This window comes from Martelella mediterranea (genome assembly GCF_021021415.1).
Lineage (GTDB): Bacteria > Pseudomonadota > Alphaproteobacteria > Rhizobiales > Rhizobiaceae > Martelella > Martelella mediterranea_C.
The window spans coordinates 104,480-120,362 of record NZ_JAINWJ010000004.1 but is presented as its reverse complement, the minus strand read 5'-3'; the positions used below and the strand labels follow the sequence as shown (position 1 = coordinate 120,362).

At 61.9% G+C, this 15,883-nt stretch carries 19 protein-coding genes; 11 read left to right on the top strand and 8 right to left on the bottom strand.

Features of this window, described 5'->3' with window-relative positions; genetic code table 11:
* Nucleotides 1-3: 3 nt before the first annotated feature.
* The 6 genes from K7H91_RS02335 (at nucleotide 4) to K7H91_RS02310 (ending at nucleotide 6,276) form a co-directional block, all read left to right on the top strand.
* The gene (locus tag K7H91_RS02335) at nucleotides 4-276 is read left to right on the top strand and encodes a cytochrome C oxidase subunit IV family protein (RefSeq protein ID WP_018066881.1); all 273 of its coding nucleotides are present in this window, start codon (nucleotides 4-6) and stop codon (nucleotides 274-276) included.
* A gap of 104 nt (nucleotides 277-380) precedes the next feature.
* Nucleotides 381-1,112, top strand: coding sequence for a DUF4396 domain-containing protein (locus K7H91_RS02330; RefSeq protein WP_230718573.1), 732 nt, complete (start codon nucleotides 381-383; stop codon nucleotides 1,110-1,112).
* Between the two features lie 107 nt (nucleotides 1,113-1,219).
* A complete protein-coding gene (locus tag K7H91_RS02325) occupies nucleotides 1,220-4,327 on the top strand; it encodes a CheR family methyltransferase (RefSeq protein WP_230718572.1) in 3,108 nt (1,035 codons plus the stop codon).
* Nucleotides 4,328-4,617: 290 nt separating this feature from the next.
* On the top strand, nucleotides 4,618-5,280 hold the full coding sequence (locus K7H91_RS02320) for a response regulator (protein ID WP_230718570.1): 663 nt from the start codon (nucleotides 4,618-4,620) through the stop codon (nucleotides 5,278-5,280).
* Nucleotides 5,281-5,412: 132 nt separating this feature from the next.
* Nucleotides 5,413-5,697 (top strand): hypothetical protein, encoded by a 285-nt coding sequence (locus K7H91_RS02315; protein WP_230718784.1) that lies wholly within the window; start codon nucleotides 5,413-5,415, stop codon nucleotides 5,695-5,697.
* 78 nt (nucleotides 5,698-5,775) lie between these two features.
* A complete protein-coding gene (locus K7H91_RS02310) occupies nucleotides 5,776-6,276 on the top strand; it encodes a ferritin-like domain-containing protein (RefSeq protein WP_230718568.1) in 501 nt (166 codons plus the stop codon).
* 135 nt (nucleotides 6,277-6,411) lie between these two features.
* Here K7H91_RS02310 and K7H91_RS02305 read toward each other — a convergent pair whose 3' ends face one another.
* The gene (locus K7H91_RS02305) at nucleotides 6,412-7,053 is read right to left on the bottom strand and encodes a BON domain-containing protein (protein WP_230718567.1); all 642 of its coding nucleotides are present in this window, start codon (nucleotides 7,051-7,053) and stop codon (nucleotides 6,412-6,414) included.
* A 101-nt stretch (nucleotides 7,054-7,154) separates the two neighbouring features.
* Nucleotides 7,155-7,664, bottom strand: a complete 510-nt coding sequence (locus tag K7H91_RS02300; protein WP_419197434.1) for a sigma-70 family RNA polymerase sigma factor — start codon at nucleotides 7,662-7,664, stop codon at nucleotides 7,155-7,157.
* Nucleotides 7,665-7,913: 249 nt separating this feature from the next.
* Here K7H91_RS02300 and K7H91_RS02295 point away from each other — a divergent pair, with 249 nt between their 5' ends.
* Both K7H91_RS02295 and K7H91_RS02290 read left to right on the top strand, forming a co-directional pair.
* Nucleotides 7,914-8,180, top strand: coding sequence for a hypothetical protein (locus K7H91_RS02295; RefSeq protein WP_230718565.1), 267 nt, complete (start codon nucleotides 7,914-7,916; stop codon nucleotides 8,178-8,180).
* Nucleotides 8,177-9,433 carry a cytochrome P450 gene (locus K7H91_RS02290; RefSeq protein ID WP_230718564.1) on the top strand — a complete coding sequence of 419 codons (1,257 nt, stop codon included), beginning with the start codon at nucleotides 8,177-8,179 and terminating at the stop codon, nucleotides 9,431-9,433. The genes K7H91_RS02295 and K7H91_RS02290 overlap by 4 nt, the downstream gene beginning before the upstream one ends.
* Nucleotides 9,434-9,538: 105 nt before the next feature.
* On the opposite strand, the gene K7H91_RS02285 is transcribed toward K7H91_RS02290, so the two are convergent.
* Together K7H91_RS02285 and K7H91_RS02280 are read right to left on the bottom strand one after the other, a co-directional pair.
* Nucleotides 9,539-9,853: a DUF982 domain-containing protein gene (locus K7H91_RS02285; protein WP_230718563.1), complete on the bottom strand. Its 315-nt coding sequence runs from the start codon at nucleotides 9,851-9,853 to the stop codon at nucleotides 9,539-9,541.
* A 14-nt stretch (nucleotides 9,854-9,867) separates the two neighbouring features.
* Nucleotides 9,868-10,104 (bottom strand): hypothetical protein, encoded by a 237-nt coding sequence (locus K7H91_RS02280; RefSeq protein WP_230718562.1) that lies wholly within the window; start codon nucleotides 10,102-10,104, stop codon nucleotides 9,868-9,870.
* A gap of 391 nt (nucleotides 10,105-10,495) precedes the next feature.
* Here K7H91_RS02280 and K7H91_RS02275 point away from each other — a divergent pair, with 391 nt between their 5' ends.
* Nucleotides 10,496-10,669, top strand: coding sequence for a hypothetical protein (locus tag K7H91_RS02275; protein WP_230718561.1), 174 nt, complete (start codon nucleotides 10,496-10,498; stop codon nucleotides 10,667-10,669).
* A 192-nt stretch (nucleotides 10,670-10,861) separates the two neighbouring features.
* Complete coding sequence (locus K7H91_RS02270) at nucleotides 10,862-11,149, top strand: hypothetical protein (protein WP_230718560.1); 288 nt, start codon at nucleotides 10,862-10,864, stop codon at nucleotides 11,147-11,149.
* Nucleotides 11,150-11,311: 162 nt separating this feature from the next.
* On the opposite strand, the gene K7H91_RS02265 is transcribed toward K7H91_RS02270, so the two are convergent.
* Nucleotides 11,312-11,839 carry a superoxide dismutase family protein gene (locus K7H91_RS02265; protein ID WP_230718559.1) on the bottom strand — a complete coding sequence of 176 codons (528 nt, stop codon included), beginning with the start codon at nucleotides 11,837-11,839 and terminating at the stop codon, nucleotides 11,312-11,314.
* Nucleotides 11,840-11,994: 155 nt separating this feature from the next.
* Here K7H91_RS02265 and K7H91_RS02260 point away from each other — a divergent pair, with 155 nt between their 5' ends.
* On the top strand, nucleotides 11,995-12,429 hold the full coding sequence (locus tag K7H91_RS02260; protein ID WP_230718558.1) for a CBS domain-containing protein: 435 nt from the start codon (nucleotides 11,995-11,997) through the stop codon (nucleotides 12,427-12,429).
* A 439-nt stretch (nucleotides 12,430-12,868) separates the two neighbouring features.
* On the opposite strand, the gene K7H91_RS02255 is transcribed toward K7H91_RS02260, so the two are convergent.
* From K7H91_RS02255 to K7H91_RS02245, 3 genes are read right to left on the bottom strand one after another with little or no spacing between them, the layout of a single operon-like run.
* Nucleotides 12,869-13,885 carry an ABC transporter ATP-binding protein gene (locus K7H91_RS02255; protein ID WP_230718557.1) on the bottom strand — a complete coding sequence of 339 codons (1,017 nt, stop codon included), beginning with the start codon at nucleotides 13,883-13,885 and terminating at the stop codon, nucleotides 12,869-12,871.
* Nucleotides 13,882-14,907, bottom strand: a complete 1,026-nt coding sequence (locus tag K7H91_RS02250) for an ABC transporter ATP-binding protein (RefSeq protein WP_230718556.1) — start codon at nucleotides 14,905-14,907, stop codon at nucleotides 13,882-13,884. Before K7H91_RS02250 ends, K7H91_RS02255 begins: the two co-directional genes overlap by 4 nt.
* Nucleotides 14,907-15,878 carry an ABC transporter permease gene (locus K7H91_RS02245; RefSeq protein WP_230718555.1) on the bottom strand — a complete coding sequence of 324 codons (972 nt, stop codon included), beginning with the start codon at nucleotides 15,876-15,878 and terminating at the stop codon, nucleotides 14,907-14,909. The genes K7H91_RS02250 and K7H91_RS02245 overlap by 1 nt, the downstream gene beginning before the upstream one ends.
* Between the last annotated feature and the right edge of the window lie 5 nt (nucleotides 15,879-15,883).

Below are 15,883 nucleotides of genomic sequence, written 5' to 3'. Positions count from 1 at the left end.
GTTATGCGCCAATATCTGCAGACCTCCGTCATCTGGCTGCTCCTCGCCCTCCTGCTGGGCCTCACGGTGCTGGCAAGCCATGTGTTCACCGGCCCCGTCAGCCTGTTCGCGGGCCTGATCATCGCGTCGATGAAGGCGGGCCTGGTCCTCTGGTTCTTCATGGGCATGCGGCACGAAACGCCGATGGTCCGCCTGTTCGGCACGGGCGCCCTGTTCTGGCTCGCGGCGCTGCTGCTGCTGACATTCGTCGATTATCTGTCGCGGGGCGCGGTGTGAACGGAAGCGGCCGCACGAAACAATAAGGCCTGCGAGCTATTAACAGGGTGAACAGCTTTAACCGAAAACGTCTCGGCCCGCGAACACAGAAAGGAACCGAAGGTATGCCTGTCTGGATCCATGTTCTCTCCATTCTTTCGCTAATCGTCGCGCTTGCCTGTGCCTTCGTCATCGCGCTCGACGTGAAACGGCATCCGCAGCACATGTGGATCATGAACCTCGTCTGGCCGCTGGTGGCGCTTTTCGGCTCGATGGCCGCGCTCTGGGCCTATTTCCGCTATGGCCGGCTCGCGACAGCGGAAGCGCACCACGAAGCGATGCAGCAGGACCGCAAGCCGCCGAGCCAGACCGAGACGCCGTTTGCCGTCATGGTCGGCAAGGGTGCGGCCCATTGCGGCAGCGGTTGCGCGCTGGGCGACCTGATCGCCGAATGGCTGGCCTTCTTCGTACCGGCGGTGGCCGTATGGTTCGGCTGGCAGACGATCTTTGCGGAAAAGATGTTCGCCGTCTGGGTGCTGGACTATATCTTCGCCTTCTCGCTCGGCGTCGTCTTCCAGTATTTCACGATCAAGCCGATGCGCGGCCTGTCTGTGGGGCAAAGCATCCTCCAGGCGATCAAGGCTGATTTCCTGTCGCTGACGGCCTGGCAGATCGGCATGTATGGCTTCATGGCCTTCGCCCAGTTCTTCCTGTTCCGCCACCTTCTCGGCATCAGGCTGGAGGTCGCGACGGTCGAATTCTGGTTCATGATGCAGATCGCCATGTGGGCGGGGTTCGCGACCGCCTATCCGGTCAACTGGTGGCTGCTGTCGAGCGGCATCAAGGAGAAGATGTGATTGTCAGGCCTGAACCTTTTTGCACGATTACGGCGCGCACGCTATGAACGGTGCATGACCCGGACGAATCCCCGGTTTGTTCATCACGATGCACGACAGGAACCCGCATGACGCTCACGCCCAGAACCTTCCTGACTGTCGGCGTGAGCGCCTCGGCCCGCAACATTGGCGCAGTAGAGCGCTTCCTCCGGGGATTGCCTTCTGACCACGACATGACCTTTGTGCTCGTGGTCGGCGGCCACGGGGACGCCGGGGACCTTGCCGCGACCCTTGGCGATATGACCCCGATGCGGGTGATGAACGCGGCGGACGGCCAGCGGCTGGAAAAGCGCACGGTCTATCTCACCGCCGAGGACGGCGCGCTTTCCATAAAAAACGGCGCGTTTTATCTTCCACCGCCTTCGGAAACCTCCGACCTGCGTCCAGCCGATACGCTGCTGAGCGCGCTCGCCAGGGACCAGGGCGATCATGCCGCCGCGGTCATCCTAGCGATCCCGGATGGCATGCTCGGCGCCAAGGCGATCAAGGAACAGGGCGGCCTCACGCTCGCCCAGGCGAGCGACACGGCCTCCGCGGAATCCGGTTTCTTCCACAATGCGCTGCGCGAGAGCGTGATCGACATCACGGAAGATGCCGAGCGCATGGGCCAGCGGCTTACCGACTACGCCCGCGGCTTCCTCCTGCTCGCCGATCTGGAACGTGACGACGACCACGTCGACCGCATTCTCGATGCCGCCCGCCTGTCTATATGCGCGGTGCTGAAGGACCATACCGGACACGATTTTTCCGGCTACAAGACCAAGACCTTCCTGCGCCGGGTCCGCCGCCGCATGCAGTTGAAGAACATCGAACGCATCGAGGACTATCTCGACCTGTTCGAGAAGGACGAGGCAGAGGTCGACGCCTTCTATCGCGACCTGCTGATCAATGTCACAAGCTTCTTCCGTGATGCCAGGGCGTTTGAAATCCTTGCCGGCGACATCCTGCCGCGGATCTTCAAGAACAAGCGGGCAACCGACAGCGTCCGCATCTGGGTGCCCGGTTGCGCCACCGGCGAGGAGGTCTATTCGATCGCCATTCTGGTGCGGGAATATCTCAACGCGCATGACGGGCCAAAGCCCCGCGTCCAGATCTTCGCGACCGACATCGACGAGGACGCGCTCACGGTGGCGCGGGCCGGCCGCTATCCGGACATCCTGCTGGAAGGCGTGTCGGCGGAACGGCGACGCCGGTTCTTCACCCGCGAAGGCGCTGCCTATGTGGTCAAGAGCGATATCCGCGAGCTCTGCATCTTCTCGCCGCACAGCGTCATTCAGGATCCGCCCTATTCCCGCATGGAGCTTGTGTCCTGCCGCAACCTGCTGATCTATTTCGGCCCCGAACTCCAGAACCGGGTGATCCCGACCTTCCATTACGCGCTCAAGCCCACCGGCTATCTGTTCCTTGGCACATCGGAAAGCATCGGCCGCCACACCGATCTGTTCACGCCGGTCGACAAGCGCAACCGCATCTATCAGGCAAGCCCCTACGCCAACCCGACCAGCCATCTGCGCCATTTCTTCGGGGACGGGCCCGCCGTGACGCGCAATGGCGGCGGGCGCAACGAAGGTCAGCGCTCATCGAGTTTCGCGCTGACAACGAATGTCGAAAAGCAGGTGCTCGAACACTTCTCGCCGCCCCATGTGGTGACCGACAAGGACGGCGACATCGTCTATTATTCCGCGCGCACCGGCCAGTTTCTCGAAGCCCAGCAGGGCCTGCCCAACCGTCAGTTGCTGGCGATGGCGAAATACGGTCTGCGGCTTGAATTGCGATCCGCCTTCGCCGAGGCGGTGACACGCGGCGAGAGGGTGGTTCACGACAACATCGCGTTTGAGCAGGCCGGCGAACGCACGCAACTGGTGCGCATCACCGTCGAGCCTCTGCGGCACGGAAAGGACGACGCCAATCCGCTCTATCTCGTCCTCTTCGAGAAGACCGGCGCGAAGCCCGAACCCGCCGACCGGCAAACGCCGCCGCCCGGCGCCGACGCGATCGCGAGCCTGGAACGAGAACTCCAGGAAACACGCGAGCGCATGCACTCGACCATCGAGGAATACGAAACCGCACTTGAGGAACTGAAATCCTCCTACGAAGAACTGATGTCGGTGAACGAGGAGGCGCAATCGACCAACGAGGAGCTCGAAGCCTCCAAGGAGGAAATGCAGTCGCTCAACGAGGAACTGGGCACGATCAATGCGGAGCTCAACTCCAAGATCGAGGAGCTCGGCCGGGTCAACAATGACCTGAAACACCTGTTCGCCAGCACCGAGATCGCGACGATCTTCCTTGACCGAAAGCTTGTCCTGCGCAACTTCACCCCGGCGGCGAGCGGCCACTTCAACCTCCGAAGCCATGACGTCGGTCGCCCCCTGACCGAACTCTCGAGCACACTTGATTATCCCGATCTGGCAGAGGACCTCGAAACCGTTCTCAACACGGACACCGGACTGGAAAAACATATCCAGCAGGAGGGCGGCTCACGGACCTATATGGCGCGCATCCTGCCCTACCGCACCGCCGACGGCAAAACCGACGGCGCGGTGTTCACGCTCACCGACATCACCAACCTCAAGGAAGCGGAAGAGCATCAGAAGGTTCTGATCTCCGAGCTCAATCACCGGGTCAAGAACATGCTGGCCGTGGTCGCCGCGGTGGCCGACCAGATGCTCGATTCCTCATCATCCGTGGAGCAGTACCACGGCGCGCTGGTCGGGCGGCTCAACGCGATGTCGCGCGCCTATGTGCTGCTGTCGCGCGAGCAGTGGCGCCAGACCTCGATCCGCCAAATCCTGACCGCTGGCCTTGAACCCTTCAGCCTCCCGCGCATCACCCTTGACGGGCCGGAGCTGAAGGTCGCACCGGAAAGCAGCCTGGCGCTCGGCATGGTGGTCCATGAGCTGGCGACCAATGCCGCCAAATATGGCGCGCTCAGCACCAGCGGCGGCAAGGTGGAGGTCACCTGGCTCGTCAGCGACGGCCATTTCCAGATGAACTGGCAGGAAAAATGCGAGATGCCGATCGAGGCGCCCGATGGCAGCGGCTTCGGCAGCAGCCTCATCAAGGGCGAGATCTCGTACCGCCTCGGCGGCAGTTTCCAAACCGAGTACGCGGCTTCCGGGCTGATCGCGACGATCAGCATTCCCTTCGACAAGCTGAATGCCGCCGAGGAATAGGGCTTCCGGGCCGATCTTGCATGTAGGGGTATCATTTGCGGGATGAAGCGCCTATGCTCCTGGCCAAGGTTGCAACGTCTATCACTGCCGGACAAGCACTTGCGAAAGCCGCGAGCATGCATCCAAGAAAACAGCGACCGTTTCCGCGCGTGCTGTTCAGCAAGCCGGCCACTCCAGCGTGATACCCGCTTTTCAGGAAAGCTCAGTCGCGAATGCGCTGGTCACCCGTTATTCGGGGTCGAGGCCTTGCGTCGTGCATACTGACATGTTCACAGAATTGGAGTTTTCAGATGCAACTCTTACCGGAAACCCCTTCCAGCGGATTACAGGATCCGGACGAAAACAGCGTACAGGGGAACCTGGAGAGGCTGCGCGGATCACGGATCCTGATCGTCGAGGACGAATATCTGATCGCCCGAAACCTTGCCCGCACCTTCGAAAAGATCGGCGCCCAAGTGCTGGGGCCCGTCGCTTCGATTTCCCAGGCCATTCCGCATCTCGGCCGGGCCGACGCCGCCGTCCTGGATATCGATCTCGACGGCACGCCGGTATTTCCGCTGGCCGATATTCTTTACCAGAACCACACGCCTTTCGTCTTCTTCTCCGGATGTGCGGAAATCATCATTCCCGATCGTTTTCGCTTCATCAATACACTGCCGAAGCCGAACGGCATTCGCGAAGTCATCGCCTCACTAATCGCGACCTATGACCGATCTGCGTCAGTCGTCGCCGAGAGCGACGGCGAAGACGTGATAACGCTGATGCCGAGCCTGAGGCTCGCGGCCCGACTGCTTGTCGCCGATGATGCCGCGGCCGACAGGCTTGTGGAGCGGACCTTCGAATACGCAATCGCCCATGTTGACGAAAGACCTGCCGGCATGTCCCGGCTTGAATGGTTGCTCTCGACGCTTGAGGATCTGCGTCTCGTTGAAGGCCGTACCATTCTCAACTGAGCTTCTGGCCGTCGTCAGCACGCCGATCATGGCCATCGCTCCCCGATAGTCCCGGTCCGGCTTTCGCGGATTTCATGGAACAAAATCGTTGCCGACGCGATTTGGGAGACGTGTTGAACGGAGGTCGAAGTCATGACATCGCAGGCTATCCACGCAACGCCGGATCACCGCACGGTGGTATTCAGAACGGCGAACGACGCCACCGTCACGGTCACCTTCCCGCAACCGGTTGAACACCCCGAGAGTTCCGCCCTGTCCGTGATCAACGGACTTGCCGACAGCCTTGCTACCCGTAAAGACGATGCAAGGCTGGAAAGCGAACTCGAGGAGGGGCTGGAAGACAGTTTCCCGGCCAGCGATCCCGTTTCCGCCAGCATCACCACCACGCTTCCCAAAGGCCAGACAGGAAAGAACTGATTTGCGCTCACCGCCAGGAACATTTGCCCGGACGCCCGGTTAGGGGCGGGTCAACATGCCAATAAGGGAGAAACATCCATGGCTGAGAAGACACTCAACGACCTGTTCTACGAAACGCTTCGCGACATCTACTACGCCGAGCGGAAAATCGTGAAAGCCCTGCCGCGCATGGCCCATGCCGCCAACGAGGACAAGCTGAAACAGGCCTTCGACCACCACCGCGAGGAGACCGAGGACCACATCAGCCGCCTTGAGGACATTTTCGAAATTCTCGGGAAGCCGGCGCGCGGGCGCACCTGCGACGCGATCAACGGCATTCTCGATGAAGGCGATGAGGTGATCCAGCTGTTCAAGGGAACCGCGGCTCTGGACGCCGGTCTGGTCGCGGCGGCCCAGGCGGTCGAACATTACGAAATCGCCCGCTACGGCACGCTCAGGACTTGGGCCAAGCGCCTTGGCCATGACGATGTGCGGGCGCTGCTGGAACAGACGCTTTCTGAAGAGAGCAATGCCGACAGCAAGCTCACCGAGATCGCCGAAACGGCAGCCAATGCCGAGGCGGAAAAGAAGGCCGCCTAGAGCACTGTCGCGGAGAGTGGTGCACCACTTCTTAGCCCGTCGCTTGCGAGCGGCGGGCATTCTTCGTGCGCGGCGCAATGTCAGGCTGCGGAAATGATCGTGCAGTCGGCATGTCCCGCCGCCTGCCCAACATGGTCACTCGTTGTTGTTCATCTGAGAGGCCGGGGAATCGAAGCTTCCCTCGGTTCTGACCCTCAGATTGTTCTGCACATGGGTAACGCCGGAAACGCTGTCAACGCAGTCTTCCGCGCGGCGTTTCTGCCACCGGCCGATCACATAGCCGTCGAGCGTAACCTCGCCATTGTCGACCGAGACCGAGATGTCGCTGGCATCCAGCGTCGGCTCGTCGGTCAGGCGGTCGTGAACGTCCTCGTTGATGCGTTCATCGGACCGCTTGTAGCCGCGCGGCCCCTTGCCGCGATGATCGGCCTTGCGGCGGCGCTCGGCATCATCGTCGCCGAACCACGACTGAACCTCGTCCGTGGCCTTGTCCCAGAAATCGCGATCGTCACGCCCGCGCCCGCGGGACTCGTCCCATGGCCGGCGGGGGCGGGCCCGGGCCGGCGGGTAGAGACCGGGAAAAGCCGGATAGCCGAATTCGTCATAATCGGAATAGTAGCGGTCTTCCTCGTAGCGCGGATTGCTCGGGCGACCGCGATGATCGGTGTAACCGAGATCATCTGTCTGCCAGTCTTCGGGCGCCGGTCGTCCGCGCCACGGCCGCGACGGCATTTCCCGTTCACGATCACGCATGCGTCTGAATCGATCATAAGTCATTTTCTACTCCCTGTTTCCTCAGGATCGAGGTAGCGCCCCAACAGGGAGACCGGCTGAATGTTCCGCGACAGCGTGGTTGAATCCAGCCTCAGGAAAACTGGCTACTGCACCTCGCCAAGTTCTTCGAGCAGCAGTTGACGCGCGCGGTTTACCCGGCTTTTCACGGTTCCGATCGCGCAGTCGCAAATCTCCGCGGCGTCGATATAGCTCTCGCCGAGCACCATCACCAGAACGAACATTTCGCGGTAATGCGGGGGAATGCGCGACAGCGCGTCCAGCAGTTCCTGCCCCCTGACCGACCAGTCCTGAGTCGCGTCATTCTGCGGCAGACTGGCGACGCAATCTTCCTCCCCGGGCGCCTCGCGGTTCCTCACCTTGATCTGGGTGTAGAAGGTATTGCGCATGATCGTGAACAACCAGGATTTCAACCTCGTTCCCGGCGTGAACTTGTCGAGGTTGGCGATACCCTTAAGCATCGTCTCCTGAACCAGGTCGTCGGCGTCATTGGGATTGCGGCAGAATGTTCGGGCGAACGCCCGGAGCGCCGGGATGAGGTCCACAATCTCCTGACGTTGCCGGCTCCTCAGTCTCACCTCTTGTTGATTCATCATGGGCTCCGTCTTGATTTGGTCCCTTTGAACATAACGAAGCCGGCGGGGCCGCGGTTCCTCTCTTTTTCGTCCAAACCGGCGATAGTCGCACGGAGAAAAAACGGCCCTCGGAGTGAAACGGCGGCAAGCGCCGCCAAACCATCTCACCCGCCTCCGACCATGTTCTGCCATTATCCGCCCTGCAAAATTCCTGGAACAACATTCGGCCAGCCCGGTTCTGCGGCACGTCCGTTGAGAGAAAGGAAACAGATGACCCTGACCTTCCGTTACTATTCAAAGGAAGCCGCGACGCCCGATACTGTTCTTCTCAGGGTCGTCCAGCGCGGCGACCGTGCCATCGGCTTTGTCGATACCATCGATTTCGACAATGAGGACACGCCCTTTTATCCGACCGAGGAGATGTCGATGCCAGAGGCGATCCGGCTCGCCGAGAACCGGAACGACACCGGCGGACCGATCATGGTGAAGCTCGAGGAAGACGCCGAATGGGATCCGCGATGGGGCAAGCTGGAATGAACACGCTTGAAAAGCCGACCGTCTTTGAAGACACGACCCTTGCGCTGCTGCGCGAGGGCTATCTCTTCCTGCCGCGCCGTCTTGCGACGCGCACTCCGCCGATCTGGCGCACGCGGCTGATGCTGCGCGATGTCGTCTGTGTTTCCGGTCCCGAAGCCGTCGAACTGTTCTATACCGGCGATACGGTGACCCGGCGCGGCGCGATGCCCGGCACGACGCTGCGCCTGCTGCAGGACAAGCACAGCGTCCAGCAACTCGACGGAGAGGCGCACCGCCATCGCAAGGCGATGTTCGTGCGCATGCTGGTCAGTCATCCATCGAACGTCGACGATCTGGTGACCCGTTTCGAGGACGCCTGGCTGCGCAGGCTTGCGGCATGGGAAAGGCGAGGGCGGATATCGCTCGCCGCCGCCGCCGAAACAACGCTCGCCGAAGCGGCCCTGTCATGGGCCGGTCTGCCGGCGAACCAGCAATCGGTCGAGCGTGATGCACCCGTGCTTGCGGGCATGGTGGAAAACGCAGGCCGCTTCCGTCCGGCAACGGTCACCGCCCTTCTGCGCCGCCGCCGGATGGAAAGGCGCTTGCAGGCAGAGATAAGGGCGGTCCGTTCCGGCGGCCGCAAGGTCCGCGAAGGCGCGCCGATCGCGGAGATCACCGGCTATCGCGATGCCGACGGCCGTCCGCTTCCTGCCTCCGTTGCGGCGGTCGAAGTGCTGAACCTGTTGAGGCCGATCGTGGCGGTTGGCCGCTATATTACCTTTGCCGCGCTGATGCTGCACCAAAAGCCCGCCTGGCGCGAGCGTTTCGCCGATGGCAGTCGAGAGGGCCTCGTCCAGTTTACCGAGGAGGTGCGCCGCTATGCGCCATTCTTCCCCTTCGTCGGCGGCATACTGACGCGTGACGCCGCGTGCTATGGTTACCGCCTGCAGAAAGGTCAGTGGCTGTTGTTCGATCTCTACGGAACCTGCCACGATCCGCGCTGGTTCACGGAACCGGACGCGTTCCGTCCCGAGCGGGACCTTTCCTGGCAGAAGGACAGGAAACGCTTTGTTCCGCAGGGCGGAGGCGAAACGGCGCAGTCGCACCGCTGCCCCGGCGAGAAAGCGACGGTCGCGCTGATTGCCGAGGCCGTGCGGCTGCTGACATACCATATGGCCTTCGATGTGCCGGAGCAGGAACTGGATGTTCCGCTGGGGACAGTGCCGACCGGTCCCGCAAGCGGCTTTATCGTTGAGAATGTGCGAAGACGGTGAGAGGCGTCGCGTGCCGGAGCGACTGTCTTTGCCGGTCGGCCGCAAGAATTTCCGGAGCGTCGGGCAAAGAGCTGGTCGTTCACCCGCCGCGCCAGAACAAGCAATCTACAGCATCGGGCGGTGACCCGGTCCGGGATCGGTCGCGCCCGGCACGAAATTGCGGGCATGCCCGGAATGACCGCTGAAAAGCCCGGCCTCCAGCGCGGCGGCGATGAAGGCCTCTCTCGACATTTCCAGCCATCCCGGCTGTGCGACGGCGCGGTCGCAGCAGTTCACGGCCGCTTGGTAGTGCCGCCCGCGCCGGTGCGGCCAGTTTTCCGCGAGCAGGTTGCGGGCCTGGGACGGTCCTTTGACGGCAAGCGGGCCGTCTTCGCCGAAGCCGAGATATACCGGCGCAACCCACCTTGCGAAATGTCCCATCGTGGTCTCCTCCTTTATTTGTCTTCAGCCGGACCTTCGGAGGGCCGGTCTCTATCGTCACGTCTTGTTTTCATGGCATCGGAAAGGTCGCGCTTGCGGGGATGATCGAGATTTTCCCGCATGGCATCGCGATCCTTGCCGGGGTCGTCCTTGGCGGGCTTGTACGCGCTCGGCCGGCTTTCTTCGGGGCCTTCCCAGCGCGGCCGCTCATCGCTCGTGCCCGGAGGGGCGCCGGATGGTTTATCGGTCATGGTGTGTCCTCGTGTTTTCCAACCAACGCCAAACCGGTTCGGGCGGATTTTGTTCCGGTCAATTTTGCTGGAACAAGCGTAGGCGGAGCGGGTTGGGCGTCCATGACGGGACAGACCGAAGAGACACTGGTGCCCACGGAAATGTGAACGGGCGTCACATGCGACCAGAGCATCCGAGCGCTGACGGATATATGACCAGCCGCCCGGACTTATGCCCGATGACATCGCCATCCGAGGGGTTCCGCCGGGCGGAAAACGAAGGGACAATCCCGCGCGTGCAGATTTGCTTCTGCCAACCGATCGTGCGAAACAGTTTAAATCCACCGGTGCTCCGGAAGCGTAGTGTCACACGACAACCAAAGAACATGCCCGGGAAAAGTAAGGCGATAAGATGACGAAAGACAATGACAAGGACCTCGTCTCGGCAGACCATTCCGACGCGTTTCTGGATAGCAAGACCTCTGAGCTCCTCTCCCAGATCAAGCAGGAGCCGATACCCGACCGGTTGCTCGAGCTTGCCATGAAGCTGCAGCAGGCGCTGAATGAACGGGAAAGCAAACCTTAATAAGGGTCGTTTACCGGTGATATCGGACGAACGCCGTGCAAGCCGCGCGGCGTTTTTTTGTGCCTGGAACTCTCGATTTAAACCTGAAGGGCGCCAGTCGGGCGAGACCGACGCAGGTTTGAGCCGCGAACAAAAAGCCGTTTCAGACGTTTGGTCACACGATCGATTGAAACAGTTCGAGAGGACATCCCCATGGCCGACAGTCGCAATAATCAACAGCAAGACCCTCTGCATTCACCGGTTGGCGGAGAAGCCGATGTGGAAAGCCTCGCCGAGGACATCACCTCGCGCCAGATCACCGCGCAAACCTATGGCGGCGACCCCGTTGAGGACCGCCTCAAGCGCCTGAAGGACATCATAACGGAACTGGAAAGCCGAACCGAGGCCAGCGAACGCGGACAGGATCTCGAGCCGCTGCTTCAGGAAGCCCGTTCATCGCTTGAGATCGTCGAAAAACAGGCGGAGAAGGGAGAGCGCTGACGGAACGAGGCGCTCTCAGCAGCGTTCTGCCGCATTGGCGGCGATTGGAGCGCGCCCTTTACCCGTGCCGGCATTCAGTTGTGCCCTGTGGGCACTCCTGTCGGCCGGTGACCGCCGCGACATGCGGCCGGACCGCGGTCTGGTCCGGCCGCTGCCTCAGTCTCACTCCACCGGCTCAAGAACGGCGCAGGCAATGCGATCGCCCGCGTCGCCCGAGGGCTGCGTGCTGTAATCGTCGGGACCTGCGTGAATGATCACCGCCGATCCATCATCATCAAGGATGCGCTGATTGCCGGTCCGCCCGAGCGTGAAGCCGCGGACGAAGACGTCGGCCCTGGCGATGCCGTCGGATCCCACATGCAGGTTCGGCATGTCGCCGGGATGGGGACCGTTCTGGCTCATGATACCGTGATCGAGCCCGCGTGCGAGATGACCTCCAGCGCTCTTGAAACCGTTGTCGCCATCGCACTGACCGACTTCATGCACGTGAAAGCCATGCTCGCCTTCCGGGAGGCCTTCCGCATCGATCTCGACGAGCACGACCCCGGAGGCGGTCTCCAGCATGGTCACCGTTCCGCTGATGTTGTCTCCGGCAAGGCTGCCCTGAACGCGGTCTCCATCCGCGGCCACTGCGATGTTGGAGGCCAGCGCCGCCACTGCGACGGTCAGGGTAAAGATCTTCGTTCTCATGAAACAATCTCCTTTTGTTGCGGGCCTGGGCCCGGTCCGCGCCTAACAGCGAAGGAGCGAAATTGTTCGCAAACCCGTCGCCGACATTCCGCTGGAACATTCCGCGCGGCTTGCAGTTGGGCGGGCTCCAAGGAGAAAACGCCAAGGAGAGAACGATGCGAATTTCAGAAATCATGACACGCGACGTCGCCCTTGCGAAACCCGACGACATCATTGTCGACGTCGCCAGGCGGATGACGAACGAAGATATCGGTTTCCTCCCGGTCGGCGAGAACGACCGGCTGGTCGGCATGGTGACGGACCGCGACATCGTCACGCGCGGCGTTGCCACCGGCCTCGACGGGCGCAGCAAGGTGAGCGAGGTGATGAGCACCGACGTCAAATATTGCCGCGACACGGATGAGGTGGATGACGTTCTCGCCAATATGGGCGATATCCAGGTGCGCCGCCTCGTCGTGCTGGACGACAACAAGCGCATGTGCGGTATCGTCTCGCTAGCGGATGCCGCCCGCAGCAGCCTCAGCCATACCGGCCGCAGCCTGAAGGGCGTCGTGCGCGACGGCGGCAGCCATAACCAGTCCGCCGCCTGACGAAGCTTTCAGGCGCCATAGCCGAGCAACCGGCGATCCGAACGATCAACTCTGTTGCCCCACTCCCCGCCGCCATGTCTCGGTTCGCGATGAACGCAGCGGCGTGTGCGGGCAGCAGGCGCTGATGGCGCTGCCTATCCACCGCCGCTAAAAACGGGGCAATCGCCCGCCCGCCGCATCAAGCGGCGGCCTATTCACAGGCTCTCACGATCCGAGTTCGAAACCCGCTTGCGGGATCGACGCAGGGGAAATCCGAGGCGATGTCGCACCGGAATCTGTGGCTCTGCTTATTGCCGCAGGAATCTGCGGCATCATAGAAAGCTGGCTGGCTGACCCTCGGTTCGACATCGGAACAGCCGGAAGTCAATTGCTGGACCTGATCGAGCATGGTCTCAAAGCGCCGGGCTACCGCGGCAAGACGATGCCGACCTGACGGGCCCTAATCTGCGGCAGCGTCGAGGGGATAATGGCAGGCTACCTGATGGCCGTCGCCGAAATCCTGCAGTTTTGGACGCTCGGAGCGGCAGCGATCGGCGGCAAAAGGACAGCGGGTGCTGAACTTGCAGCCCTTCGGCGGGTCGAGCGGGCTTGGAATTTCGCCTTCCAGCAGGATACGCTGACGTTTCCCGCGGTTTTCCGCCTGCGGCACGGCGGACAGCAATGCCTGGGTATAGGGATGCCGGGGCGCGCGATAGAGCGCATCGGTTTTTCCGATTTCGACCAGCGAGCCGAGATACATGACCGCGACGCGTGACGATACCTGGCGGACCACGGCCAGATCATGCGCGATGAAGATGTAGGTGAGGTTCAGCCGTTCGCGCAGGTCCGAAAACAGGTTGACGATCTGGGCCTGAACGGAAACATCCAACGCGGAGACAGGCTCGTCGGCAACGATCAGCTCCGGCTCGACCGCCAGCGCACGGGCAATGCCGATACGCTGGCGCTGTCCGCCGGAAAATTCATGCGGATAGCGGTCGAGATATTCCGCGCTGAGGCCGACGATATCCATCAGCTCCTCGAGCCAGTGATCGACCGCATTGCTCTTGCGGATGCCGTGAACCCTGACCGCCTCACCCACGATATCGCGCACGCGCCGTTTCGGGTTGAGCGAGGCCGACGGGTCCTGAAAGATCATCTGCATGCGCCTGCGCACCGGCAGCAGGCCGCGCTCGCCGGTGCGGGTGATGTCGCTGCCGTCAAATTCCAGCGTCCCGGAGGTCGGGTCGTAAAGCCGAGTCAGACAGCGGCCAAGGGTGGATTTTCCGGATCCGGACTCTCCCACAAGCCCGAGCGTTTCGCCCTGATGGACTTCAAGCGTGATATCGTCCACGGCGTAAAGCGTCCGGCCCGAACCGGGCCGCATGGTTTTGCCGACCGTAAAGTGCTTGGCAAGGTCGCGGGTTGCGATCAGCGGCGTGTTCGCCCGTGTCGTCTCGCGCCTTTTCAACTCGTTCATGCGACCACCTCATGCTCCAAAACCATCCGTCGCGCCGTCTCGCGTTCGGCGCCATCAAGCACGCAGAGCGCGGTATGGTCTCCGTCACGGCGGGTCGGCGGACGGGCCTCGCATTCCGGCCTTGCAAACCGACAGCGCGGCGCGAAACCGCAACCGGTCGGGGCCTGCTGCGGGGTCGGCGGCATGCCGGGAATCGAGGGAAGGCGTGACTGTTTTTCGCCGTAGAGCGGCGGGATGGAAGCCATCAGTCCCCAGCTATAGGGATGCATCGGCCGGTCGAAGACCTCCGCCGTCGTTCCCTTCTCCACCATCCGTCCGGCATACATGACATGAACCCGGTCCGCGACTTCGGCGACCACGCCCATATCATGGGTGATGAGGATGATCGCGGAGCCGAATTCGTCGCGCAGCTTCAAAAGTAGATCCAGAACCTGCGCCTGCACGGTCACGTCCAGCGCCGTCGTCGGCTCGTCGGCCACCAGAAGCGAGGGGCTGCAGGACAGCGCCATGGCGATGACGGCGCGCTGGCGCATGCCGCCGGAAAGCTGATGCGGATAGCGGTCGACGGCCTCGTTCGGATTGGGCAGGCCGACGGATGCGAGGAGTTCGGCCGCGCGCAGACGCGCGGCCTTCTTCGACACATTCTCATGGGTGCGGATCTGTTCGGCAATCTGCCAGCCGATCGTATAGACCGGCGTCAGCGCCGTCATCGGATCCTGCGAGATCAGACCGATTTCCTTGCCGCGCAACCGGCGCAGCGCCCGGTCCGGTAGCTCAAGCAGGCGCTTGCCCTGAAACGCGACGGAGCCCTCGACGAAGGTGGTTTTCGGATCGTTGAGGCCGAGCAGCGACAGCAAGGTCACCGATTTACCCGATCCGGATTCACCAACGATCGACAGGATTTCTCCCTTCTCAACACGGAACGACACGTCATCGATTGCCTTTACCCGTCCCCGGTCGGTGGCGAAGGATACCGACAGGCCCTGCACATCGAGCAGCGGTGCGTTTGCGGCTTTTTCCATCAGTGCCCCCTTACCCGTGGATCAATGACGACATAGATGATGTCGACAATGGCATTGGTGACCACGACAAAGAACGAGGCGTACATCACGGTCGCGAGGATCATCGGCAGGTCGAGGTTGAGCATGGCCTGATAGGTCAGGCGGCCGACGCCATTCAGACCGAACACGACCTCCGTCAACAGCGCGGCGCCGCCGACGAGAACGCCGAAATCGAGGCCGAACATGGTGACGAACGGGATCATCGACATCCTGAGCGCATGGCGCAGCATGACGCGGCCGGGCGACAGGCCCTTGGCGCGGGCGGTGCGGACATAGTCTTCCTGATAGGCCTCCACCAGATTGGCCCTCAGAACACGGCCATAAATGCCGATGTAAAGGGCGGCCAGCGTAAACCACGGGATCACCAGCGTCTTGAACCACATCCAGGGGCCATCGAAGAACGGCTTGTAGCCAAGGCCCGGCACCCAGGAGAAAAGCCATGTGTCATGAAAGCGGCTCTGGGAAACCAGGTTCATCAATTCGCCAAGCCAGAACACCGGCATCGACACACCGATCAGCGCGAGGATCATCAGCCCCTTGTCGATCACCGTGTCGCGATACATCGCCGCCAGAACCCCGACCGCGATCGACCCGAACACCCATAGCACCGCCGCGCCGAACACCAGCGACAGCGTGATTGGAGCGGCCCGCATGACCTGTGGCACGACTTCGAGCCCGCGATTGACGAATGAGGTCAGGTCGCGCGTGACGAACAGCTTCTTCATCATGACCACATATTGAACGGGCAGCGGCTTGTCGAAGCCGAAATCCTTGCGGATCGCCTGAACCGTTTCCTGGGCGGCATTGCGTCCTGCAATGCGCGCGGCGGGATCGGAGCCGGGCGTTGCAAAGAAGATCAGGAACACAAGCGTCGAGATGCCGAACATCACGAAGATCATCTGGCCGAGGCGCTGGAGGATGGCAAAAAACATCGGAT

Bases quoted from the DNA above. Each gene is read 5' to 3' on its own strand.
- K7H91_RS02325 (WP_230718572.1), top strand. From the start codon at position 1,220: ATGACGCTCACGCCCAGAACCTTCCTGACTGTCGGCGTGAGCGCCTCG.
- K7H91_RS02290 (WP_230718564.1), top strand. From the start codon at position 8,177: ATGAACACGCTTGAAAAGCCGACCGTCTTTGAAGACACGACCCTTGCG.
- K7H91_RS02330 (WP_230718573.1), top strand. From the start codon at position 381: ATGCCTGTCTGGATCCATGTTCTCTCCATTCTTTCGCTAATCGTCGCG.
- K7H91_RS02265 (WP_230718559.1), bottom strand. From the start codon at position 11,839: ATGAGAACGAAGATCTTTACCCTGACCGTCGCAGTGGCGGCGCTGGCC.
- K7H91_RS02250 (WP_230718556.1), bottom strand. From the start codon at position 14,907: ATGGAAAAAGCCGCAAACGCACCGCTGCTCGATGTGCAGGGCCTGTCG.
- K7H91_RS02275 (WP_230718561.1), top strand. From the start codon at position 10,496: ATGACGAAAGACAATGACAAGGACCTCGTCTCGGCAGACCATTCCGAC.
- K7H91_RS02320 (WP_230718570.1), top strand. From the start codon at position 4,618: ATGCAACTCTTACCGGAAACCCCTTCCAGCGGATTACAGGATCCGGAC.
- K7H91_RS02335 (WP_018066881.1), top strand. From the start codon at position 4: ATGCGCCAATATCTGCAGACCTCCGTCATCTGGCTGCTCCTCGCCCTC.
- K7H91_RS02300 (WP_419197434.1), bottom strand. From the start codon at position 7,664: ATGATGAATCAACAAGAGGTGAGACTGAGGAGCCGGCAACGTCAGGAG.
- K7H91_RS02315 (WP_230718784.1), top strand. From the start codon at position 5,413: ATGACATCGCAGGCTATCCACGCAACGCCGGATCACCGCACGGTGGTA.
- K7H91_RS02255 (WP_230718557.1), bottom strand. From the start codon at position 13,885: ATGAACGAGTTGAAAAGGCGCGAGACGACACGGGCGAACACGCCGCTG.
- K7H91_RS02280 (WP_230718562.1), bottom strand. From the start codon at position 10,104: ATGACCGATAAACCATCCGGCGCCCCTCCGGGCACGAGCGATGAGCGG.
- K7H91_RS02285 (WP_230718563.1), bottom strand. From the start codon at position 9,853: ATGGGACATTTCGCAAGGTGGGTTGCGCCGGTATATCTCGGCTTCGGC.
- K7H91_RS02295 (WP_230718565.1), top strand. From the start codon at position 7,914: ATGACCCTGACCTTCCGTTACTATTCAAAGGAAGCCGCGACGCCCGAT.
- K7H91_RS02270 (WP_230718560.1), top strand. From the start codon at position 10,862: ATGGCCGACAGTCGCAATAATCAACAGCAAGACCCTCTGCATTCACCG.
- K7H91_RS02310 (WP_230718568.1), top strand. From the start codon at position 5,776: ATGGCTGAGAAGACACTCAACGACCTGTTCTACGAAACGCTTCGCGAC.
- K7H91_RS02260 (WP_230718558.1), top strand. From the start codon at position 11,995: ATGCGAATTTCAGAAATCATGACACGCGACGTCGCCCTTGCGAAACCC.
- K7H91_RS02305 (WP_230718567.1), bottom strand. From the start codon at position 7,053: ATGACTTATGATCGATTCAGACGCATGCGTGATCGTGAACGGGAAATG.
- K7H91_RS02245 (WP_230718555.1), bottom strand. From the start codon at position 15,878: ATGTTTTTTGCCATCCTCCAGCGCCTCGGCCAGATGATCTTCGTGATG.